Origin of the sequence: Bacillus sp. Marseille-Q1617 (genome assembly GCF_903645295.1) — a bacterium.
Lineage (GTDB): Bacteria > Bacillota > Bacilli > Bacillales > Bacillaceae_B > Rossellomorea.
In genome coordinates this window covers 785,436-808,308 of record NZ_CAHJXM010000001.1, presented here as the reverse complement: position 1 = coordinate 808,308, position 22,873 = coordinate 785,436, and the positions used below count along the sequence as shown (strand labels likewise).

The following is a 22,873-nucleotide window of genomic DNA, read 5'->3' as shown; positions in this document are numbered from 1 at the left end:
GGCCTTCGATTATCTTTTCTTCATAGGTTCCTCAGCTCATGTGAATCTTCATCTTCCGGGTAAGTTTCTTCAGGGATGCGTCATCGAGCCAGAATTCATCATAAAGAGGATATCGGTTCCCACTCCAGCCGATTTCTTTAATAGCAATACTAAAAGAATCAGGTTTCAATTACGCTCTCCCCAAGCAGTGGCATTTTTTAGAAATAACCTATCCTTTACACTGTTCACTTGCTCAATCATATGACCAATATTTCCTTCTCCGGCATATAAGGACATATCAAAGAAGTTACGATCCAACTCAGACCAATACAGGATATTTTCATCACCCGAAACCGATACTTCCCGCTTTAATCTGCCTGCATATACCTCAACGTAACAATCTTGAAGATAGTATGTAAAATCCATTAAATGATGAAGAATGATATCTTCTTTAAAGATGTTGGTTTCTTCAAGAAGTTCCCTATAAGCAGCATCAATAGCCGACTCTCCATTTTCGATTTTCCCGCCTACTAAATTACTTAATCCCTTATAAGGATTTTTCAACCTCTCACACATTAACAACTTGTCCATTTCTTTGTTATAAACCATTACCACATTATAACCTTGCAAGTCATCACATCCTTATTACATTTAACCGTCGTCCGTTATTTAAACAATAGATAGATAACTATTTTTCTACATTATCCTTTTTCCAATCATAAGGTATGTTCGCCCAATTATAGAAGACTATTGATATGAACATAATGAAACAGATGAATATATTGTCATTCCAAAGAATTTGCCGGTTATCGATAAGTTGCCAAATTGTTGATGACAAGAAATATAGTAAGGGGAGCTTGATGCTATCCTTAAACATTATTATGCCGTTCCCTCCTTTGTAGTTTTTATTCAATCAACCTCCCTTTTGATGAATTAGATTAGTAACTCAGCAGCCTTTCCCTTCCCTTAATTTAACTCTTCCTCTAATTGCTTTTCGATTTCTTCATCCGCTGCCGGCCTGCTGATTTTTTCTTCCCGATTTGTTAATAAAATCACCCCAATAAAAGCTGCCAGGGAGATACATATAACAGAAATAATAAATCCTTCTTCTGAAAGAATGATTGATATGATGGCTGTTGTTAATAATGATAAGGATATAATTAATCCTCCAAATAATCTATCCAGTGTATTTTCACCCCTATATCGATTTGTACTAATTTCTTATAATAATTATTTCAAAAACCAAATAATTCCACAATCCCTTTTATCATTAAATGGCCCATACATAAAAACACATTCATTTCACCTATATCTTTAAGGAAGCAAACTCCTTTACACAACAACTTCCAAGTAGAAACCACACCAAACCATAAGGAAATTTATGTTAAAATAATTCATACCAAACCAACTAAAGTGAGGTCTGCAAATGAACATTATCAATACAAACCATTTAGCTAAATGTAAACTGAATGACTTCTTTACCACCCACTGGGGAAGCCCGCAGATGGTGATTTCGAGCGGGGTGTTCGATTGCTCGACGTTGGATGGTTTTGCGGTACTAAATGAGGAAGAGCAAATCGTTGGATTAATCACCTACATCATAAAAAACAAGGATTGTGAGATCATTTCATTAGATAGTTTAGAAGAAGGCAGAGGCATCGGCTCCACCCTGCTCAAGGAAGTGGAACATGCAGCCACAGACAATGGATGCAATCGAGTAAAACTGATCACCACAAATGATAATCTACTGGCATTGAAATTCTATCAAAAGAGAAGCTTTGAATTGGTGAAGATTCATAGAAACGCTGTGGAAAGGGCCAGGGAGATCAAACCGGAAATCCCGTTGATCGGAAATGATGGGATACCATTAAGGGACGAAATTGAACTTGAGAAAATATTGAGGCATTAGAAGAAAAAAAGGGCTGCCCCCCCGGCACGGGAACGTTTCTCCATGCCGGGGGTCAGGCCCCATTAGAATGACTACTGCCTACAACGGCAGCCGAATCACAAACCTCGTCCCTTTCCCCTTCTCACTAAACACATCAATCGACCCATCATGCATCAGCACCAGCTGCTTCACAATCGAAAGCCCGAGGCCGAACTCGCCGTATGGGTTATTCGTCCGGGACAGGTCCGCTTTATAAAACCTCCGCCAGATTGACTTGATCTCTTCAGGGTCCATGCCCATTCCTGTGTCTTCGATTTCGATGACGGTTTCTTCACCGGAAGAAGAGCCGCTTAATGTGATACTTCCGCCGGTCGTGAACTGGATGCTGTTTTTCGTAATGTTGATGAGGATCTGGATGAGCCTGTCATAGTCGGCATGTACCTTTGCAGAAGAATCTGCCTGAACGTTGAGTTCGTTCCCTTTTTCTTCAGCCTGGAAATCGAGCTGCTCCTTGATGACTTCGAACACATCCAGCAGCGGGACGGTGACTTTCGTGATCGTGATCTGGTTGGAGCGGATTTTCTCGTAGTCCAGGTTTTCGTTAACGAGCCTGATCAGCCGCATCGTTTCCTGGCTGACGAGGCCGAAGCTTTTCTCTTTCTGTTCCTCTGGAATCATGTCGTTCCTGATTCCCTCGATGACGCCGCGGATCGTGGTCAGCGGTGTTCTCAGTTCGTGTGAAACATCCGCCATGAACTGCCGTCTCCGGTTTTCGAGCGCATCGATTTCCTCTTTGGAGAGCTTCAATTTTGTGACCATCTCATTGAAGTCAGCGGCAAGGTCTCCGATTTCATCGAAGTTGGAGCTCGGGACATGAACATCGTAGTTGCCGGATGACACACGTGAAGCCGCCTCCCTGATCCGCTGGATTCTTTTCACATGGAGCTTTGATAAAAGCAGGGAGATCAACACTGAAATCGCCAGCGCCAGCAGCACGATATATAAAAGATATTGATTGATTTCAGTCAGCATTTCCCTCGTGCCGCTGATCGGGGATATCAGGATGAGTCCACCTATCAGCTGATCATTAATGACCCGGGGCATGATCACAAGCGACACCGCCTGATTGAAGCGGCCGAAATCCTTTTTCAACGGGACGGTTTCACCGCGCTCTATCTTATTCCATTCCTCTTTGGACAACTCGATCTGCGGGTACACGCCGCCCCTGGAATAGGATACCTCCCCTTTACGGTTGAACGTGATCAGATCAATGTTCCGCACCTGAAGCAGATTGCTGTATTCCTCCAAATAGAGCGGCCTTCTCGGACTCGGCCTTTCGAGGTCCTTTAATATTTTCTCCCCGTAAGAACTCAGTTCCGCTACCTTATTTTCATAAACAAGATCTTCGACATAGTGGGAAAACAGTGTGCCAAGGATGAAGAAGGCGATGATGAGCACACTGGTATGGCTGAGAAGCAGTTGATAAAGATATCTAAATTTCATCGCCGGCCGCCGTCTCATCGAATTTATAGCCTACGCCCCAGACCGTATGCAGATACGGCTTATCCTTGCTCCCGATCTTATTTCGGAGACGCTTGATATGGACATCGACCGTCCGTTCATCCCCATAAAAATCGTATCCCCATACCCGTTCTAGCAGCTGCTCCCTTGAGAATACCTGGCGCGGATGACGTGACAGATAATAGAGCAATTCAAATTCCTTCGGCGTCAGGTTTGTAAGGGGGACGCCATTCAGCAAGACTTCGCGGGTTTCTTTGCTGATTTTGAAGTCAGAGGTCGCCACATCCTGGGAACCGTTATTCTTCTCCCCCTGATAACGGCGGGCAACAGCCCGGATCCTTGCCATCAAAGCAAGCGGAGAAAAGGGCTTGGTCACATAATCATCGGCGCCAAGTTCAAGGCCGAGCACCTGATCGGATTCACTGTCCTTCGCCGTCAACATGATGACAGGGACCTGCGACCCCTCATCCCTGATTTTCCTGCATATCGTGACGCCGTCCATCCCCGGCAGCATCCAGTCGAGGATGATGACATCCCACTCCCCATCCTGATAACGCTTGTATCCTTCATTCCCGTCGTGGACAAATTCCCCGTGAATGCCTTCTTTTATAAAAAACATCTCCAGCATCGACGTGACGCTTTCATTGTCTTCGACTACAAGCACGTTCATCCTCATCTTCCTTTCCCGAATGTATAATGGATTCGCTTACCGCTCAAAACCTAATTCGATCTATGTAAATGACAAGCTTTTTTTCCGATCGATTTTATTTCATTCTACCTAAATTATAGTCGTTTTTACCAATTGGTTCTATTTTTTCCTCTTACTAAAAAAAGCCCCGCAGCTGGGCGGGGTTTTCCTGTCACGGTTGTCTTATAATGTGTCACCTTCGGATTCAGCTGATTGGGCATCACTTTGTTCAGCATGGAGCGCAGATCCTTTAGCTCCTGTTCCATGACCTCCCCCGTGATGGCCTTTACCGCCTTTATGGAAGAAGAAGCCCTCTTCCTTATTGAAAGGGAAGACATCCAGTTCCTTTGCTTCATCGGCATGATCGGTCATGATTTCTTCCATCAGTTCTTTTGTGGTTTTGCCTTCTGTTTCAATGCCCAGCTCTTTGGCAGCTTTCTGAATAGAAGCTTCGAACACTTCCCGCTTTAATTCATGTTGATCTTTTCCTTCGGTTTCAATTCCAAAGTCTTTCGCTTGTTTTGCCAGTGCTGTTTCCCTGACTTCATCTGCAAGTTCTTCTAACTCCTTGCCCTCTGTTTTCACTCCAAGTTCCTTCGCTTTCTGCTTAATCAGCGTTTCCCTGATCTCTTGAGACAGCTGCTCTTGGTCTTTTCCGTCTGTTGATATCCCCAATTCCTTTGCTTTTTCTGACAGCTCGGCCCCGCGTATTTCTTCCATCACGGCATGATGATCTTTTCCTTTCGTTTCAATGCCTAATTCCTTCGCTCTTTTTTCGAGTTCAGCATCCCTGATCTCCTGTGCCAGTTCCCGTGCATCTTTATCGGTGCTGTCGATTCCAAGTTCTTCGGCTTTCTCCTTCAATTGCTCCTCATTCAGGTGAAACTTTCCATGTCCGCCGCCGCGGTGGCCAAACACTGGCTCAGTCCCTTTTTCAACAACCGCCGAGTCGTTTGTACTTGCGTTTTCCTCCTCTGCGGCGAAGGCCGGAATGGCCCCGAGGATCCCGACAGATAAGGCACCTGTCAGTAAATACGTTAACGTTCTTTTCTGATTCATTTTATTTCCTCCTTTTTTGTATTGCAGCAAACGAATCCATTTATGTAGCTGACATCGCAGTTTGGGATTCGGCCTGCCATGTCATTATTTCCAGAAGTTATGACCAAACTATGAACAAACAATTGCCGGTCCATTAACTTTTCAATCGATTGTCGATTTCGTAATCCGCCTTCTGTTCCTCAAGCCAGACCCCGTACTCGGTTTGAAGTGCCTGCTCGAACAGAATATCCTTTATTTCCTCTTTATGATCGTCAAGTACCGCTTCCTTCGCTTCTTTTTTGTCTGTTACTTTGATGATATGGTATCCGAATTCTGTCTTCACAGGCTCACTGATTTCCCCTGCTTTCATGGAAAACGCCTTCTCCTCGAACTCAGCTACCATCTCCCCTTTTGCAAAAAAGCCAAGCTCCCCGCCTGATTCGGCATTGGACGTATCGGTGGAGTATTCCTTCGCAAGTTCGGCGAAATCCCCTCCTTCATCAAGCTTGCCCTTCACTTCCTTTGCCGTCTCCTCATCTTCCACGAGAATATGGCTTGCTTCCACTTGCTCGGTTTGAGCAAACGAGTCTTTATTCGTTTCAAAATATTCCTTGACCTGCTCATCCGTAATGGAGATTCGGTCCTGGAGCAGCTTTTCCGTCAATAAAAAGGTTTCGATGTTATTTTTGACGCTTTCAAGACTTGCCCCGCTGGATGTCAATGCCTCAACGAACGCTTCTTCATCACCATAGGAATCTTTGATCGTCTGCAGTTCCTCATCAACTTTACTGTCTTTGATGGTGATATCGTTCTCTTCACTCTCAAGCTCCACTATCTTTTCGGCAATCAATGTCTCCAGGGCAGCCTCCCCGTACTGATCCACCAGCACCGAATACAAATCATCCTTACTGATCGACTGGCTGCCCACCTTAGCCACCACTTCCTCTTTTGAAAAGCCAAACGCCGCAAGCAGCGCTCCGATGGCGACAATGCTTCCTATTACACTCCATAATGTGATCGACTTCTTTTTAGTCACTTATCCGCTCTCCTTTAGCTTTATTTTCAATTTGTGTGTACCAAGTACAATGTATTTGGTTTGTACCTGGTACAATCGGTATTATTTGTACCTGGTACATCAGCCTCGTTCTGTTCCTGGTACATTTCCTGCATTCTGTACCAGGTGCACTTCGTTCAGGCTGTGCCTAGCTCAAATCCCCCGTTTTGTGCCTGGCTCAAATCATCTGTTTTGTGCCTTGCTCAATCACCCCAATCTGAGCCAGGCACCGCCCTTCAAAACAATCCACTAATTCACCATCGCGTTACTGGTTAAAGTCAAACTGATTGCCTTCTCTTCATCTCCCCGGAAAACGGTCAGATCGATTTCATCGCCAACCTTCAAGTCGGCGTACAGCTGTCTTCTCAAATCGGCGCCATCTTCCACCGGGCTGCCATTCAGTTCGGTGATGACATCGCCTTCTTTGAGCCCGGCTTTGGCAGCAGCCGATGTGTTATCGATGCTGGCAACGATGACACCTGCTTCCACTTCATCAGGCAGCCCGCCCAAGTAGCTGCGTGGAACGTCGGCAAGGTTGGTCATCCCGATTCCGATATACGGGCGTTCCACTTTACCCGTTTCGATGATTTCACTCACGATTGGCATGAAATCTTTACTTGGGATGGCAAAGCCAAGCCCTTCTACACCTGAGTTCGAGATCTTCAGGCTGTTGATCCCGATCAGCTCACCCTTTGAATTCAGGAGCGCCCCGCCGCTGTTGCCCGGATTGATTGCGGCGTCTGTCTGGATGACATTCAATTCGGATTCACCCGCGGATGTCTCGACTGAAATGGTGCGGTCAACCGCACTTACGATCCCTTGGGTCACGGTTCTTGATAAATCAAGACCGAGCGGATTCCCGATCGCGATCACCTGTTCACCGGCACGCAGTGCACTCGAATCGCCGACTTCCAACAGGTTGTCCGCATATTTTCCGTCGACCTTCAGCACGGCAAGATCTGTCAGTGGATCGGCACCGATCAATTCCGCTTCGATTTTTTCACCGTCATAGAGGGAAACCTCGATCTTTGAAGCCCCTTCAATGACATGGTTGTTGGTGATGATATAAGCACTGTCCCCTTCTTTTTTAAAAAGGACCCCTGAACCTGTCCCCGCCTGCGCTTCTTGTGAAGCCCCAGTTAGACGGCTGCCCTGCTGCTGATAATTCACGACTCCGACAATCGACTGGGAAGCGTCTTCTACGATACTTGCCACATCCCCGCTGGTCCCGGTTGAAACCGTTGCAGGGGTGACACCCGAATCAGCGGCTGCCTCCGTCTGGCCGGTTCCTCCTGAGGATTGTTCAACTTTTGGCTTTGCGAGGTCCTCATAATAATCGGTTTGCGGCAGGATGGTCAGGGTCAGGACCGACCCGATGATCCCCGCGCCAACTGAGGACAGTAAGCCCTTGCCTTTGAATGGTTTCTTTGGCTTCGCACTTCTTTGCCTGTCCTCGTTATTCACTGCTTCGGAATGTTCTTCTATATGTGTCATTTCTTCATTCTGATTGTTAGGTTCCAACATGTTTATTTCCTCCTCTAATTCGTGTTCAATTACTGTTGATTTCATCTTAGAGGGAAAATATTACGAAATTATTAACAATCTATGTACAGGGTGGGAAGTTTTTAGAAATAAAAAAAGAACCGCCATTGGTATGGTGGTTCTTCTCATTTGGTCGCGGCGGGATGGGTCAGCGTACCTGTCCCCTTGTCCCGCCTGGTTGACCACACCAGTGCACCAATTCCAAGGAGCAGCATGACAATTCCCAGCCAGGAGAGCAGACTCAATTGTTCTCCCACGATAAAGACGCCCAGCAGCGCGGCTGTCATCGGTTCTGCCAGCGCGAGGGTGACGGCTGTCGAGGAGGATACCTGGAGGAGCCCCTTGGCAAAAAGGAGATAAGCAACCCCGGTGGCCATGATCCCCAATTGAAGGCTTACCCCCGCGCCTCTCAGACTCGCCATCCAGGACATATCATAGATAAATAGGATAGGGGATAAACAGACCGCACTGAGAGTGAACACGACCGCAACCACCGATAGTGCCGAGTGATTTTCGACTAAATCCCTGCTGACCAGCGTGTAGACTGCGAACGCCAGCCCTGCTCCCAGTGCGAGAATGATACCGGCCGGACTAACAAATGCAGACCCGTTATTCATGAACAGCAGCAGGCATCCTGAAATGGATAGAAAGGTAGAGCACCACCAAATTAAGATGGGGCGTTTTTTTAAAAATAACCATTCGATCACTCCCGATAGGATCGGTGCACTTCCTATCGCGACAACTGTCCCGATCGCCACCCCTGTCAGGGTGACCGCCGAGAAAAAGAGAGGCTGATAGAAGGCCATGCTCAGAGCAGCCGCCGCAGTCTGCTTTACAGGCCAATTCTGAGCGTTCACTTTCCCGGTTGCAAATACAATACATAATAAAAATAAACCGCCGACTGCCAAACGCGCCGCACCTATCGCAATTGGATGGGCCGATTCCGGGGCAAATGCCTGCGTCGTCCCGGTGGTCCCCCAGAGGATAGCTGCGAGTAAAATTAGAATAGGGCCTTTCATTGTATTCACCTCGATTAAAAAGTGGGACGAGGGGACAGGCCAGGTGCCGCGTCCCATTCTAAAATGCGGGTCAGCGTACCTGTCCCCTTGGTTCATTTTCCCTCTCACTTTTCAGCCTGGAAACCTCATCTTCCAAATTAGCTAAGCGCTTCTGAATCCTATAAATAATCGGTAAATAGGCAATGGCTATAATAATGGCCCATACCATCATGTACGTCCTCCTTTTGCTTCCGCATGTTCTCCTTATTTTCCAAAAGATCTTCCCAAGTCCCACTCATTTTTAAACTCCTCCAGTGACCGCTGACGCTTCTCCCGATCATCACTGACCGCTTTAAGCGCGACTCTGTATGACGCTTCACTTAACCGCCACTTATCAAGTGAACGGTCTGTTTCGCCGCCGAACAGGGCGAAGGCGGTGGCTCCCATGAGGTAGACATTGGTGATTTCGTCGATTTCCGCTCCATGCTCGAACTCCTCAGGGGACATGAAGCGGGACGATCCCCACATCCTGCCCATTTCATTGATATATGGACGCTTGGAATAAAGATCGATATCGCAAATGAACGTCTTTCCTTTTTGAAAATCATACAGGATACTGCCGTCGTAAAAATCGATGGCCACGTAACCCTTGTCAATCACGTGGATGTGAAAATCGAGGATATCGTTGAACAACTCGAGCCTTGTAGTGTCAGGCACCACCATGAATTTCTCCCTGGACAGGGGATACATCCTCCCCATGCATTCCCCGTCTGTCCATTCAAAGACGGCAGCGAATCCCCCTCCGACTTCCTCCGTTCGGATCAGCCTGGTCAGATGTGGGTGCGCCAAATCCTGATAAACCTGAACAGCAGCTTTGAGTCCGGCGACGGCATTTTCCCGTTTACCCGCATACCTCGCAGCCGGGGCACCAGCGTACTTTATGAAATATCTGTCATCGCCTTCCTTGACCCCGAAGCAGATATTGCCCGAATCCTGATCGTCATAGACCTTGAAGACCTCCCCATACTGCTCGATGAACGAGAAGTCAAAAGGGGTCTTTAACTTGTATGGAATCGCATTGATATATTGAATGTAGAAATCCCCCAAATACCAGGTCGGCACTGGGTTTTTCATGCCGTCGAACCAGCCCATCACTTCCTTTGCCTGCTCCTTCATGACCGCAACCTCTTCTTCCCCGAAATGAATCGCCCAAGGGATGGACGACAGCATATTGCTGCCTATGTAAAAAGCCATGAGCTTGAAGAACTCCTGGGGCGGCCGGCCGCCAAAGTAGCCATTGAGCTGTCCCGTCGCGAAATGCGGACTTGCAGAAGCACTCCACACAATGCGGTTGAACTCTTCCCACGGATCGCCGAAGTCATGACGGTTGAAATCAATGACGGAGAGTTCCTTTTCTGTGAAAATGACCATATTCCCCACGTGATAATCGCCGTGATGAAACGATTGCGGCCGTCCCCGAAGGAGATGCCGGTTCGCCTCTATGTATGCAATGACCTGGTCACCGCCCTCGATTTTGATCGGGCAGTCCCTGTACTGCTTGATTTTGCCGTCCACTTTCCTGTTGAATTTCGTTTCCCAATTCATTTCATCGGGTGGTGCAGGAATCGAGTGGATTTCCCGGAGATAATGTCCCGATTTCAGCCCCAGCTCATATTGTTCCGTGTCGCTCAGCTTGGGCAAAACATCGGCGGCATCTTCCCCTTCACACCAAGTAAAGAGGGTGTAGACACTCTCCCCGTCGCCGCATAATCCAAATTCAAGCGGCTTCGACATCGGGATCCCCTTTTCCGCCAGCTGCTTCATCATTTCAAATTCACTTTTCTTCATTTCATACTGGGAACGGTCCGCAGTCCGCAGCAGCAGCCTCCCGCCCGTCACCGTCTCCACATAATACTTCTTATCACTCGACCAGCCCTTGTTGATCGGTTCGATCGTTTTAAATCTGCCATCCGTTTTAATATCAAGCATCGCGGCACCTCCAGCGGGACATGGGGACAGGTCCCTTGTCCCTTTTTAAAAGACATCCAATTCGGCTGAAAAAGGAGTCCGGCCCCTCTTTCCGTTTATGATTACTAGTTTTATAAACCTAATTTTACCAATAGATGATTCATATTGATATAAGATTCAACTTACATCTCACCAATTATTTTTGTAAAAGAAAAACTCAGTCTTCTCAACTGAGTCATCGTAATTTTTTTAAGTGTAAGCAAGAACCGGCAAGTAAATCTCCACTTCCTCCCCGCCGTTCTCCAGTGGATGATAAGTCTCAACAATGTAACTGTCCAGTTCATGTGTATACCCATTTTCATCAGCCCATTTCACTAAATTGTGATGCAGGCTGCCAATCTGATCCATGTTCCCCCTGGTCATGACATACTCCCCGCTTAATTCGATAAACTCCATGCCGCTCGGAACGTCTGTCAGCGGCTGGTCCACGATCATCCCGACATAATAGCTGCCTTCAAGATGATTTTCATCCTTTTTTGGTTCAAAGATCGCTACTTCAGTCCCGGAACGATGTTTGATTTCATCAGCCCGGGCCAGAAACTGCTGGGCTGCTTTCGGAACCTCTGTACCAAAACTATCAAACGTTCCTTTGCCTTTCATGCCTACTAATCTAATATGTTTGTTGACCTTTTTACATTCCATATCCATATCCCCTTTTATTAATCGGATACATTAACATTCTCCTCAACCACTTTGAGTTCCTTCTACTGTTTTTCCTTTAGGGATAATCGGAGCTGACCCCAAACGCATACATACTAACGGAGCTGGAGACAGAACTCAACACACGTTTAAACTCATTTATCAATCTCTAAAACAACCACATCAAAAAATTCCCTGTCCGCATAAAGCAGGAATGCCCATTCTCCCTTTTCGGGAATGGTCACAGCGGACGGGGTGTGAACATCGGCCCCATTATGCTCGCCACCAAGATCAATGGTCCAGCCTTTCCCATGATGTAAAACCGGATGGGCTGTTCCGGTCTCCCGGTGAAATCCAACGACCGTCAGCTCAGAAGCGTCGGTGCCCCACAAATGCCACATCCATTTTTGACCGGTCAGGCTGGGCATGTCAGCACCTATGATGCCCGTTTGATTTTCATTTCCAACGAAGTTCCGGCCGAATGCAGCTGCTTTTCGATTCCAATCGATCTTTTCAACATCACTTTCTTGAACATAGTCCGGGAGATCTTTGGGGAACTTCACAGAGCTTTCTTCTTTTTCATCCACATTTACGACTACATCCCCATACGCTTTTCCGTCCAGATATACTTCATACCTCCATAAACCGCTGTAAGGTACTTGAAAGCTGACAGAGAATCGCTGTAAGCTTGAATAACCTGGTGAGGGTTCTGTAATATTCTGAGGAGATAACGCCTGAATCCGTTGACCTGTTTCTTTATGAACAGCAGAAATGGAAAGCTCTCTTCCTTTAAATGTGGTAAAAGGCTCATTAAACCGGAAGATATAACCATAAGGTTTTCCAGCATGCAATTCAGGATCGGGAAAAATGCTGAATATGACTTTCCCATTCTCTTTATACTCATGTTCTTCTTTCCATATCTGAAGGGTACTTTGAGTGCCGGTGATCTTTTCATTATGATGCTCGACCAACAACTCCGTCGAAATGAAGAACCCTGCTAAACAAATGGATATCGCTGTAAGGATGGTTATAACGAAGGGTTTGGGTCTGCTTGATTTTACAGGTCGGTCAGTATGAACGGCATTTCTTATCTTATTTTTTTGGATGTCTGTAAAGTGAAGACCGTTGTGAGTCGTAGAATCCATTGCTTCCCTTAGCCGGTTAAGCTTCCTCTCCATCATACCCCCGCCTTTCCATCATTTTTTTCAGCTTGCCCCTGCCTCTACTCAATCTCGTTTTGATTGTATTTGGGTTCAAACCTACCATTCCGCTAATCTCTTCAATGGAGCATTCTTCATAATAATAAAGCGTCACCACTTCCCGATACTTTACTGGGAGCGATAATACACACTTGGAAAGAAACTCTTCCTCATTTCGCTTCACTACACTCTTTTCAGGCATCAAATCCTTTGCTGCGAAACGAGTAAAAAGGCTTGAATTCAGCACTACTTTCCGAAATGCCGAACTCTTTAAAACATCTTTTGATTGATTAATCACCAGCCGATAAATCCATGCCTTGAAAGAAATGATCTCATCTATTTTTTGATAGTTCTTGTAGCACGTGATAAATACATCCTGGACAATATCTTCTGCCACATTCCAATCTTTCACATAGTTATAAGCTAACTTTGTGATCCGCTCACCATACTCATCCATAATCGCTTCGAGCCATACATCCCGATTTTCACCATAGCCCTCTTCCCGAATCTTCCTCACACGTTTTCCACCCCGTTCCCCTTTAATGCTAAGACGAATCAAACAGCTGTCAGTTTCATTTTTTTATAAATTATTATTGTTGTTCCATTTGAACTTCTCCACGAGACCTCGTATTCTCTACAAAAAATGGGCCACGGGACCCGCCCCCATGACCCACTCTCCTATGTATCCTTCGGCAGCAAAATAGTAAACGTCGTCCCCACACCCAACTCACTTTCCACCAGGATCTCACCCTTCATCCGTTCGACGATCTGATAGCAGACCGTCAATCCAAGGCCTGTCCCTTTTTCTTTTGTGGAATAATAAGGTCTGCCCAGTGTTTCGAGTTGTTCTTTAGGCATGCCGGCTCCATTATCTTTGATGGTGATGATGAATTGTCCGACTTTACTTTCAGCTGCTGCAACGGTAATTTCGCCATTTTCTTTTATCGCTTCGATTCCATTTTTGAGAATATTGATCAATACTTGTTTGATTTCAAAACTCAGTCCTTTGATCAGCATATCCTCTTCAATGTCTTTGTTGATTTCTATGCTGTTCATGACCGCATAGGATGACATCACGTCAGCGGATTCATGAACGGCCTCGGTCAGGCTGAACACCTCGTATTCTCCGGTTTGCGGCTTTGCGAGGGAAAGATATTGGTTGATGACTTCCTGTGCCCGGTCGAGTTCCTGGATCGATATATTAATGAAGGTGTTCTGTTCCTTCGATAGGCTATCTCCCTGGAGCAGCTGCATGAATCCTCTTACAGTGGTCATCGGATTGCGGATTTCATGGGCGACGGATGCCGCGAGTTGACTGACGACGTTGAATTTTTCCGCTTTTATCAGTTCTCTTTTGATCCTCATCTGTTCCAGTCTGTTTTCAATCAGATAGATGCTCAGTACTAAGGTAATCCATATGACCATTGTAGAACTAACCACTAAAGGAAGTTGGTCCACTTCATTTTTATAGAGTAAAAAAAGGGCTCTTGTAACCGGGACAAAAAGATAGAAAAGGGAAATCAGGAGAACTTTGTTCTTCCACTTAAACCTTCTATACCATTTAGAAACAGGGATGAGCAGCAGACAATAGATTGTATAATTTACGATTAGACTGAGAAGGACATGGTTGGTGACCGAACCGATCAAAAGCAGCGTAAAAAACGCAGCAAATCCAACTCTCCTCCCGCCATAGATAAATGCAATGATGATGGGGATCACTTTGAAATCGTATACATAGCCGCTTGAGTAGACAATCGGAAATATCATGGTAAATACGATGATCACAATATTCATCAAAAGAAATTTCCAGTTAAAATCTTTCGTGTCCCATTCCGCTTCTCTCGTAAACATCTGAAATAGAAGGATCGTAAACAATATAAACACCACATGAAGCACTAGGTGATGAACGGTTTCTACCATATAAGAACTCCTTTAAGACAAAACCAGAATTTTTTTCATCTCTCTATTTTTGTTCGACATCTTTTTGCAATATCCTCCACTCTTTCAAAATCGTGTAAGGCACAGCAGGCATAATAGTCCAGAAAGCAGTAGTCCCATATTGCGGCACCATGTAGAATAGAGATAGGTCAGGCACCTATTTGAACAACAGCAATTTTCTTATGAGAAAGGAGTTAAGTAGAATGGGAACGCATGAAAAAATCACAGTACAAACGACCGTTCAAGCACCGGTAGAAAAGGTATGGGAATACTGGACAGAGCCAAACCATATCATCAAATGGAATGCAGCTTCCGGTGACTGGCATACCCCTTTTGCTGAAAATGATCTGCGAATCGGCGGGAAGTTTCTTTCGAGGATGGAAGCGAAAGACGGCAGTTTCGGATTCGATTTTGGCGGAACGTATGACGAGGTCAAGGCAAATGAGGTCATTGCCTATTCGATGGAAGATGGCCGGACCGTCAGTATCAGGTTTAATGGCCAAGGAAACGAAACCGAAATCTTGGAGATTTTCGATGCAGATTCCGAGAATCCGGTTGATATGCAGAGGCAGGGATGGCAGGCGATACTGGATAACTTTAAAAGGTATGTAGAGGGAGCAGCTATTTGAATCAGGGACAGCCGCACAAAAAAATGGGCCTGCCCCCGTCACGGTGAAGTTTTTCCGTAACGGGGGGCAGGCCCTAATCGTTGGTTACACGCATTTTCATAATGAAACAAAGTCCATTGGGACAAACTATTCCAGACACATTACAGGGGGGATGAAAGTGGAGACCAGAAACCATCAAACCAAGATAAGTGCATCAGAGCTCGCTAACCTTTGGACACAATATATGAATGATAGCATGGCAAACTGTATGTTTCGGTATTTCCTTCATCATGTTCAGGATATGGACATTAAACAGGTGCTTCAATATGCTTTTGAACTGACGGAAAGGCACCTTCAAAAAGGGGAAGAATTTTTAACAACAGACGGGTATCCGGTACCAAAAGGATTTACTGATGAAGATGTTACGGTAGATGCACCTCCCTTATTTACAGATACCTATATCATTGTTTACTTACATATCATGGCTGTCCACGGGCTCACTCGATACGCAGGTGCCATAGGCAACGTCATTCGCGAAGATCAGAGAAACTATTTTATGGGTGTTATTTCTGAAACAATGGAATTGTATGATCGGTCTACTAAAGTGCTGACAGAGAAAGGCATTATTAACAGACCTCCTACGTTCAACAATCACCAGAAAGTCGAGTTTATAAAGAAACAAAACTTTTTAACCGGTTGGTTAGGGAAACGCAGACCAATAAGTGCAGTAGAAGTAAGTGGCACGTATCTTAATTTACAGAAAACAATGGCAAAGACTGTCCTGGAATTAGGATTCAGTCAAGTGGCCAAATCTAAAAAAGTCAGGGATTTCATGGAAAGATCCAGGAAGCTATGCAACGAGCACTTTAAAATACTTACTTCTATGTTAACTGAAGATAATTTACACATACCCAGGACCTTTGAGTCCGAGGTGACGGATTCAATCACTTCTCCTTTTTCCGATAAGCTTATGATGTTTCACATCACAACACTTCTCTCTTCTGCTATTGGGTATTACGGAGAGGCCATGGCCATAAGCCAGCGCAGGGATTTAGCAGGGAACTACTCAAAAATGATTGCGGAAATTGGACTATTGGCTGAAGACGGAATGAATCTATTAATTGAAAAAGAGTGGATGGAACAGCCCCCTCTGGCAACAGATCACAGCCACTTGGCAAAAAACAAATGATGGAATGAGATGGACCTTACCTCCCATAAAATTAAGGGTCTGACTCCCCGGCACATATGGGAGCAGACCCTATCTTCTAATTCCCCTTACACTTCTGTTTTCAACATCTGCAAAATGACACGTTTTATATACGGAGTCATCCCTCTTAAACCGTCAACGTCATATATTCCTATATAGTATTGCAGCACAAGGCCGTCTACGAAAGCGACGAGCATAGAGGCTCCATCTTTGGAGTGAAGGACGGGATAAACCTTCTCCTGATCCAGCTGCCTCAATTTCACATGAAGCTCTTCGGTCATATAATTAAAGGATGAATGAAAGGTTCCCTGAGAAATCCTTCCACTTGAGTAACGGCTCAGAACGCTCTTGATCCTATCTATATTCCGGTCATTATACTCCCACGAATCATACAAAAATTGTTCAATAAAATCCTCTATGTTCGTGCTGTCATTCTCTTTGACGGCTTTCACATAGTCTTCTTCCAGACGTTTTAACCTCTCATCTATGTCTTGGTGCGATTTTTGTTGTGTCATTCCGGATGTCCTCCTCTATCTTTTTTCCCCCTTTTCCCCGGTGAGGTCATGGTTACACCTCTTATCTGTTTTTTTGCTTCCGCTGGATTCAAAGAGTTCCTATGTTCAATTCATCAATGTGATAAAGGATACTGCACTAAATAAACCACCATCAATACGCTGAAAATGCCAAGTAATGCCAAAATAAAAAGGGATATCCGTCTTCCCTTTTCCCCAGTGAAGTAAAGATTCACAAGCAGGTAATACATCGTCCCGCACCCTAACGTAAAGAAGAAGAATTCCAAGAATTCCCCGGTGTTCATCATGATTTCTTCAATCTGTGAAAGCCCGCCGCTGCCGTCAAGCGTGAATGGAACGGTGAAGCTTTGTAACAATAACCCTCCGAATATCACGATCCCCAAACTATTCAAAACTGTTCTAGTGCCGTGCTGCCTTTTTGGAACTGGCTGATGTTCAGGTACAATCTCATAATTTAACTGCATGCTCGCTCCCGCCTCTTTCCTGTGGATATATTACAAGTACGGATGAAGGAGCATGGAGGTTCCAATTTATTACTTTTGGTTGGCAGCCAGCATCAATATTATTGATTAAGTATCAAAGGAATCTGCCAGAGTAGTTATTAACGGTAGCCAGGAGCGCTTCTTGTTGGTACCTTTTAAATCAATCATAAAACTCCATATGCGGCTTTTCCTGTTTATAAAAATCAAGCCTGTCCTGCAATGATCCTGTATGAAATTCAAATTTATGACCATCCGGATCGGTGAAGTAAACGGACTTTTTATCCTTTTCGTCCCTCAAACGGCCGGGCAGGATATTTACCTTCAGCTTCCTTAACTTATGTAGTATGTCATCAAATTCCGTCTCTTCTACCGTAAAAGCAATATGTGTGTACGACCGACTGATTTCATTCCTCGGAATATCCTTTTCTTCATTGAGGGCCAGCCACATTCCGTTCAAATCAAAATATGCTGTACTGCGTCCTTTTACCAGCAGTTTCGCTTCGAATACTTGGTGATAAAACAAGATGGATTCTTCTAAATCAGATACTGAGAATAAGAAATGATTGAGTCCTTTTACCGGCATCATTTCACCCTTTGGATTCTGTCCTTTCTCTGAGACCTGTTCTACAAAACGATCAAATACTTCACTAAACAAACCTTTCTCTTCCAAAAACGGATAATGGTTACTCTGTTCAAATATCTCGAGCTGCGCGTTTGGGATAGACTCCGCCAATTCAATGGAATAAGATACAGGACATTGAACATCGTGCCTGCCGCAAATGACGAGTACTGGCGCGGTGATTAAGCCAAGTTTTTTTGTTACATCATAAACATGCAGTTCCCTGCTAAAAAAATTCAGCCTGGCACCCGACATTTTTTTGCGGATGGGGCGGGAAAAGTATTGATCATATTTCTCCGGTTGGAATAAGGATAGCTTTACCCGTTCGGCAGCTGTATGCTTTCTTTCGGTTTCACTCAAGTTCGGATTTTTCAACGTTTCCATAAAGTCCTGCATGATTTGAAATTTGGGATGTTCGGGATTATAGATACAGTCTCTCGAGAATGTCATATACTCCCTTCCCGCCGCTCCGACGATGACAGAGAACGATAGACTGTCAGAGTGATAGATTCCATACATGATCCCCAGCATCCCGCCAGTTGAATGGCCGGCAAACCCCCATTTTTCAAAGCCAAGGCCCTCCCGAATGGCTTCCAGGTCAAAAATCGTTTCCAACATACTCAGCTGGTAAGATTCAACGGCTCTTTCGGATGCCCCGGCTTCCCTCAAATTCACTAAAATGACTTGGTGGCCGGACGTAAAGGTTTCGGCAAAATAGTCACCCGTTTCGTTGAACTCCGAGTAGTGATGGGTCACACAAAGAGGCTCACCCATGCCTTTTATAAATACTTTGAACACTCCGCGTGAAGTTGTGATCATGCGTCTGTCCCACTGCTCCATCATGTTCACCCTTTCTCTTGAATAGATTAAATTACTAGTTTGTGGTGAGGGGAAAAGAAAATTCGACAACCGGCTTAATTATCATGAAAGTGGCGCAATTATTATGAAAGTGGCGCAATTAATGAAAAACCGGCGCAATTATTCGAAAACCGGTGCAATAAAAATTAGTATATTAATATTTCGGTTCTGAACCGCTTTTTTCCCTCTTCCATACGACTTCAACTCAGGGGAACCGGCCCAAATATGACCACCAAGGCCAGATACAGTCATTTTTTCACCATTTCCAACGAAAAAAAGGACATTTCTGTCCCTTTCCCATGAATCAGGAGATTAAGAGATCGCACCGTTCACGATCTCCACTCTTCCCCATGCTCCCGAACAAACGCAATGTCCTTTTCATAGTGCTCGACATGACCATCTTCCAGCATCTTTTGAAAAGCGGCATCGCCTTCTGCGGCTTTTCGCTTGATCGTTTTACATATTCCTTCCAACCGCAGTAACACCATGTCAACGAAATCCTTTTCAAAATCCAGGCCATAGGCTTCAAAGAATAATTGCACTCTTCGTTTGATCCTATCGGCATCTTTGTCAGATTGATAGAGGACCTCCTCACCCGCTTCAGAATGGTAATGCCTGCTTAACGGCACACATGTGTAAAGCGTGTAGGCAATATCATACATCCTCGGGCCCGGACCGGCCACATCGAAATCGATGATCCCAACCGGTTTTTTATGATTAAAAATGATATTGTAAATCGCAAAATCATTATGACACAGCACCTCATACGGCTCGGGGGTGTTATCGATCGGCTGCCAGCTTTCATCAAATGGAAAATCGCTGACCGCGTCATGATAAAGACGGAGCATGGTCGCGATCTCACTTAGCGCTTCATCAGCCCACATGTATTCCTTCAGGGGGTAATTGCCCGCTTCTCCCTCTATAAAAGAAAGAATCTCCCTGCCTTTTTCATCAATCCCTAAAAACAGAGGTGCATGTCTGAAACCTTTCCTTTCCAAATGCTTTAACAGCTTATGAATTTTTGGGCTCTCCGGCTTTAGCTCCCTGAGGACCGTATCTTCCAATCGATAGACGGCTGAGACATTTCCTCCGGTTAGAATTTCTTCTTTAGTGTTATCTGACATATAGATTACTCCCAGCACTTGATACATTTATTCTTTGCAACCATTCAACAATCACTTCAAGTCTGTCCTTATGTTTCATGATCTGACATTCTTAGAAAGCACGTGAATATACCTCATACCTGTTTGCTTCATCATCTACTATCTCAACGTTTCTCTTTCTCTCTCATACACATGAAAATAATAAATATAAGGATTCTTCTCATCCGTTATTCCTTTTTTAACAGACACTTCATTCCATTCACTGTAATCAATTTCCGGGAAAAACGTATCCCCCTCAAAAGCATGATGTATTTTGGTAATGTACATTTTTTCTACATAAGGGAGAAATAATTCGTAAATCTGTTCTCCACCGAAAATAAACATTTCTTTTTCATGCTTACATAGCTCAAATACTTCATCTGCTGAATGGGCCATTTCACAGCCTTGAAATGTGTAGTTTTCATCCCTGGTCAAGACGATATTTCTTCTGTTAGGCAGGGCTCGTCCAATCGATTCAAGGTTTTTCCTGCCTAATATGATCGGATGCCCTTGAGTCACTTCTTTCACATACTCCCAGTCCTTCGGAATTCTCCACGGGATATCGTTGTCTTTTCCAATCACTCTGTTTTCATCCATTGCTGCAATTAAGGAAACTTTCAAATTAGACACCGCCTTATTTTTATAAAGTCCAGTTGTATAGCCTTTACTTCTAACCCTTAAGATATCCGGGATTAAAATCAGGATTTCGTTTTAACGTTCTACATCTCTTTGTTTATACCACTCCACTGCTTTAGCTTCCAATGTTTTCACAAAACGATCCTTCCCATCTATATACGCTGCCACATCATAAGGAAATTCGAGAGCCAAACGTTCTTTAAGATTTCCATACTCTTCCCTGGCATAGGGATGTTCCCTTAAGTAATCACGAAAGGCCAAGTGACGGTCAATCTCATCATTTCCTTTCTGATACACGTGGACATGATGTGTACGGTCATCCCCGCCTTTCTGGAAATACCTTCTTCCTGGTATCCCACTTTCCCCTTTAGACAAATATCCGATGGTACTCATTTCTTGATTGAAGGTATCTACAAGGGCAATGTCTCTCACGACAATCAAGATATCGATAATGGGCTTGGCCTTGAGCCCCGGCACTGAGGTACTTCCGATATGATGAGAACGTATGATGTCCTTCCCAAGAATTTCTTCTATCCTTTTGACTTCTTCAGCAAACATAAAAGGCCATTGTTCATTGTAGGGACTTACTTGGACTTTTCTCAAGGGAACAAACCTCCTCTAATTCAGAAGACTCCATTCAGAAAAAAAATAAAACCACCATCAAAAACAAACTAACCCCCATACTTAGATATCCATAAACGATCTTTCCTTTTTGAAATTCTTCCAGCCCCATTATCAGCAGCATCACGCCCAACAAGAATAACGTGTAAGGCTGCAGCCAAAAGTTGTCTGTCACCAGGCTGTAACTTGCCATGATAAGTGCGATGGAGGCAAAAGTAATTCTTAACACTTTTAACATAGATTTTTGATCTCCTTAGTAAGCATGAGATGGTCACTGTATTCAAAATCCCAAAGTCGCGTGCCCCATTAACTTGACCCTACTTTCTGAACAAAGAACCATCTCTTTACTTTTTCTTCTTGATGATATTAACAATTTTATAACCCAAAAACCCGATGATATACATCCCCGAAAACAAACATAGATACGAAATCGGATTGGTCTTCAAGGCGATTAAAAAGACATCGATCGCATAAATATCACTGCAATACTGAACATCCTGTGGTGTAAAAATAAATTCAGGCTTACATAATGATTGCGGCAAGTAGGCGATTTTACTTGCAATAAAAAAAGAATACACAAATGAGATAAGGAATGTCGGCAAACAAAGAATAAAGAAAATCCAACCCTTCATGGAAAACCCTCCCTAAGTTGCCGGCTGCTCGAACTCTATTTCTTCAGACGAATAAACATCAGCAAACCACCTCAGCACTCCATTATGATGGCCGATGATTTGTTGTGCCGTAAGATCACCTGAATCCCAGGTACTGTGTGCATCTGAAATCAATGTTACTTTATACCCCTTACTAAAAGCACTGCGGCAAGTGGTGTCGACACACGCTTCTGTTTGAATCCCAGCAATATGTATAGTTCTTATCCCCTTTTTACTCAGTTCTTCTTCTAACTTCGTATTCAAGAATGAATCCGGAGTGTCTTTTTGGAGGATAGGGTCACCCGGCAGAGGTTTGATTTCATCATGGATTTCCCACCCTGCTTTTCCATATTCCAACGGTTTTCCTGCTGGAGCATTATGTTGCACGTAAAAGACAGGCGTATTGGAGGAACGAGCCTTTTCTATCAAGGTTTTTAAAGTGGAAATCAGTTCCTCTCCTTTATAGACGGCTGCCCCTTCCAGAAACATCCCTTTCTGTACATCTATTATGATTAAGGCACTGCTCATACTATTGAATTCTCTCCTTTTTTAGAACGATCTTTTCTGTCCCTTCGCTGTCAATACTCCTCAATCGTTTTTCTAAATCCATAGAACGCCCTGTAATCATTCGCTTCGTAAAAAGATTTAGACGTTTGCGACCCCAGTAATTCCACCCTGGTTTTCGGATAGAGATGATGAACAGATTTAATCAGCTCCGACCCGATCCCCTGGCCGCGGTAGCGCTTGTTGATGAGCAGTTCGCAAATGTACGTCGTCACGTTCTCATCTGTGAATCCCCTTACATATCCGGCGAGAGCGTCACCATCGAACACGAGGAATCTGATCGTTGAATGCATCCATGCATTTTTCGTATCTTCCTTTTTCTTAACGAGATTATTCCATTCCTCTTCGGCGTTTAACTGATGCACACACTCAAAATCTGCTTCTTCAAACTCTCTTATTTTATATGTCATTCCGTTCTTTAACGTTAATTCCTGCATGTAT

The 22,873-nt window shown here is 44.6% G+C and carries 27 protein-coding genes; 3 read left to right on the top strand and 24 right to left on the bottom strand.

The genetic code is table 11. The features are described from left to right. Nucleotides 1–31: 31 nt before the first annotated feature. Together HWX64_RS03995 and HWX64_RS03990 are read right to left on the bottom strand one after the other, a co-directional pair. Nucleotides 32–169, bottom strand: coding sequence for a hypothetical protein (locus HWX64_RS03995; protein ID WP_175987476.1), 138 nt, complete (start codon nt 167–169; stop codon nt 32–34). After that, nucleotides 166–609 carry an NUDIX hydrolase gene (locus HWX64_RS03990; protein ID WP_175987474.1) on the bottom strand — a complete coding sequence of 148 codons (444 nt, stop codon included), beginning with the start codon at nt 607–609 and terminating at the stop codon, nt 166–168. The genes HWX64_RS03995 and HWX64_RS03990 overlap by 4 nt, the downstream gene beginning before the upstream one ends. 796 nt (nt 610–1,405) lie before the next feature. Here HWX64_RS03990 and HWX64_RS03985 point away from each other — a divergent pair. After that, nucleotides 1,406–1,888, top strand: a complete 483-nt coding sequence (locus HWX64_RS03985; RefSeq protein ID WP_175987472.1) for a GNAT family N-acetyltransferase — start codon at nt 1,406–1,408, stop codon at nt 1,886–1,888. Between the two features lie 78 nt (nt 1,889–1,966). Here HWX64_RS03985 and HWX64_RS03980 read toward each other — a convergent pair whose 3' ends face one another. From HWX64_RS03980 to HWX64_RS03925, 12 genes are all read right to left on the bottom strand, one after another. Continuing rightward, nucleotides 1,967–3,370, bottom strand: a complete 1,404-nt coding sequence (locus tag HWX64_RS03980; protein ID WP_175987470.1) for a cell wall metabolism sensor histidine kinase WalK — start codon at nt 3,368–3,370, stop codon at nt 1,967–1,969. Beyond that, nucleotides 3,360–4,058 carry a response regulator transcription factor gene (locus HWX64_RS03975; RefSeq protein ID WP_175987468.1) on the bottom strand — a complete coding sequence of 233 codons (699 nt, stop codon included), beginning with the start codon at nt 4,056–4,058 and terminating at the stop codon, nt 3,360–3,362. The genes HWX64_RS03980 and HWX64_RS03975 overlap by 11 nt, the downstream gene beginning before the upstream one ends. A 201-nt stretch (nt 4,059–4,259) precedes the next feature. Then, nucleotides 4,260–5,135 (bottom strand): hypothetical protein, encoded by an 876-nt coding sequence (locus HWX64_RS03970; RefSeq protein WP_175987466.1) that lies wholly within the window; start codon nt 5,133–5,135, stop codon nt 4,260–4,262. Nucleotides 5,136–5,268: 133 nt separating this feature from the next. Next, nucleotides 5,269–6,150 (bottom strand): peptidylprolyl isomerase, encoded by an 882-nt coding sequence (locus HWX64_RS03965; protein ID WP_254871034.1) that lies wholly within the window; start codon nt 6,148–6,150, stop codon nt 5,269–5,271. A gap of 267 nt (nt 6,151–6,417) precedes the next feature. Further along, entirely contained in the window at nt 6,418–7,692 is a 1,275-nt protein-coding gene (locus HWX64_RS03960; protein ID WP_175987464.1) for a S1C family serine protease, read from the bottom strand. 143 nt (nt 7,693–7,835) lie between these two features. Then, entirely contained in the window at nt 7,836–8,729 is an 894-nt protein-coding gene (locus HWX64_RS03955; RefSeq protein WP_175987462.1) for an EamA family transporter, read from the bottom strand. Nucleotides 8,730–8,799: 70 nt separating this feature from the next. Beyond that, nucleotides 8,800–8,940: a hypothetical protein gene (locus tag HWX64_RS03950; RefSeq protein WP_175986302.1), complete on the bottom strand. Its 141-nt coding sequence runs from the start codon at nt 8,938–8,940 to the stop codon at nt 8,800–8,802. A gap of 32 nt (nt 8,941–8,972) precedes the next feature. Further along, nucleotides 8,973–10,697 carry a phosphotransferase family protein gene (locus HWX64_RS22170; protein WP_175987460.1) on the bottom strand — a complete coding sequence of 575 codons (1,725 nt, stop codon included), beginning with the start codon at nt 10,695–10,697 and terminating at the stop codon, nt 8,973–8,975. Between the two features lie 228 nt (nt 10,698–10,925). Next, nucleotides 10,926–11,378, bottom strand: coding sequence for a GyrI-like domain-containing protein (locus tag HWX64_RS03940; RefSeq protein WP_175987458.1), 453 nt, complete (start codon nt 11,376–11,378; stop codon nt 10,926–10,928). A gap of 152 nt (nt 11,379–11,530) precedes the next feature. Next, the gene (locus HWX64_RS03935) at nt 11,531–12,553 is read right to left on the bottom strand and encodes a hypothetical protein (RefSeq protein WP_175987457.1); all 1,023 of its coding nucleotides are present in this window, start codon (nt 12,551–12,553) and stop codon (nt 11,531–11,533) included. Continuing rightward, nucleotides 12,537–13,091 carry a sigma-70 family RNA polymerase sigma factor gene (locus HWX64_RS03930; RefSeq protein ID WP_175987455.1) on the bottom strand — a complete coding sequence of 185 codons (555 nt, stop codon included), beginning with the start codon at nt 13,089–13,091 and terminating at the stop codon, nt 12,537–12,539. The genes HWX64_RS03935 and HWX64_RS03930 overlap by 17 nt, the downstream gene beginning before the upstream one ends. 161 nt (nt 13,092–13,252) lie before the next feature. Further along, the gene (locus HWX64_RS03925; protein ID WP_175987453.1) at nt 13,253–14,494 is read right to left on the bottom strand and encodes an ATP-binding protein; all 1,242 of its coding nucleotides are present in this window, start codon (nt 14,492–14,494) and stop codon (nt 13,253–13,255) included. Nucleotides 14,495–14,715: 221 nt separating this feature from the next. Between HWX64_RS03925 and HWX64_RS03920 the strand changes: the two genes are divergently transcribed. Further along, on the top strand, nt 14,716–15,141 hold the full coding sequence (locus tag HWX64_RS03920; protein WP_175987451.1) for an SRPBCC family protein: 426 nt from the start codon (nt 14,716–14,718) through the stop codon (nt 15,139–15,141). 151 nt (nt 15,142–15,292) lie between these two features. Beyond that, a complete protein-coding gene (locus HWX64_RS03915; protein WP_175987449.1) occupies nt 15,293–16,309 on the top strand; it encodes a DUF3231 family protein in 1,017 nt (338 codons plus the stop codon). A gap of 86 nt (nt 16,310–16,395) precedes the next feature. Here HWX64_RS03915 and HWX64_RS03910 read toward each other — a convergent pair whose 3' ends face one another. From HWX64_RS03910 to HWX64_RS03860, 10 genes are all read right to left on the bottom strand, one after another. After that, nucleotides 16,396–16,842: a hypothetical protein gene (locus HWX64_RS03910; RefSeq protein WP_175987447.1), complete on the bottom strand. Its 447-nt coding sequence runs from the start codon at nt 16,840–16,842 to the stop codon at nt 16,396–16,398. A 113-nt stretch (nt 16,843–16,955) separates the two neighbouring features. Further along, nucleotides 16,956–17,324: a hypothetical protein gene (locus HWX64_RS03905; RefSeq protein ID WP_175987445.1), complete on the bottom strand. Its 369-nt coding sequence runs from the start codon at nt 17,322–17,324 to the stop codon at nt 16,956–16,958. Between the two features lie 178 nt (nt 17,325–17,502). Further along, the gene (gene fosM, locus HWX64_RS21780; RefSeq protein ID WP_217703486.1) at nt 17,503–18,804 is read right to left on the bottom strand and encodes a FosM family fosfomycin resistance protein; all 1,302 of its coding nucleotides are present in this window, start codon (nt 18,802–18,804) and stop codon (nt 17,503–17,505) included. Between the two features lie 344 nt (nt 18,805–19,148). Next, nucleotides 19,149–19,943: a phosphotransferase gene (locus HWX64_RS03890; protein ID WP_175987443.1), complete on the bottom strand. Its 795-nt coding sequence runs from the start codon at nt 19,941–19,943 to the stop codon at nt 19,149–19,151. 138 nt (nt 19,944–20,081) lie between these two features. Further along, nucleotides 20,082–20,582, bottom strand: coding sequence for a DfrD/DfrG/DfrK family trimethoprim-resistant dihydrofolate reductase (dfr, locus tag HWX64_RS03885; protein WP_175987441.1), 501 nt, complete (start codon nt 20,580–20,582; stop codon nt 20,082–20,084). Between the two features lie 90 nt (nt 20,583–20,672). Then, nucleotides 20,673–21,200: a GrpB family protein gene (locus tag HWX64_RS03880; RefSeq protein ID WP_175987439.1), complete on the bottom strand. Its 528-nt coding sequence runs from the start codon at nt 21,198–21,200 to the stop codon at nt 20,673–20,675. A 34-nt stretch (nt 21,201–21,234) separates the two neighbouring features. Continuing rightward, a complete protein-coding gene (locus HWX64_RS03875; RefSeq protein ID WP_175987437.1) occupies nt 21,235–21,456 on the bottom strand; it encodes a DUF3953 domain-containing protein in 222 nt (73 codons plus the stop codon). A 106-nt stretch (nt 21,457–21,562) separates the two neighbouring features. Then, nucleotides 21,563–21,850: a DUF4306 domain-containing protein gene (locus tag HWX64_RS03870; protein ID WP_175987435.1), complete on the bottom strand. Its 288-nt coding sequence runs from the start codon at nt 21,848–21,850 to the stop codon at nt 21,563–21,565. Nucleotides 21,851–21,862: 12 nt separating this feature from the next. After that, nucleotides 21,863–22,396 (bottom strand): cysteine hydrolase family protein, encoded by a 534-nt coding sequence (locus tag HWX64_RS03865; RefSeq protein ID WP_175987433.1) that lies wholly within the window; start codon nt 22,394–22,396, stop codon nt 21,863–21,865. 50 nt (nt 22,397–22,446) lie between these two features. Further along, entirely contained in the window at nt 22,447–22,869 is a 423-nt protein-coding gene (locus tag HWX64_RS03860; protein WP_175987431.1) for a GNAT family N-acetyltransferase, read from the bottom strand. Nucleotides 22,870–22,873 lie beyond the last annotated feature (4 nt).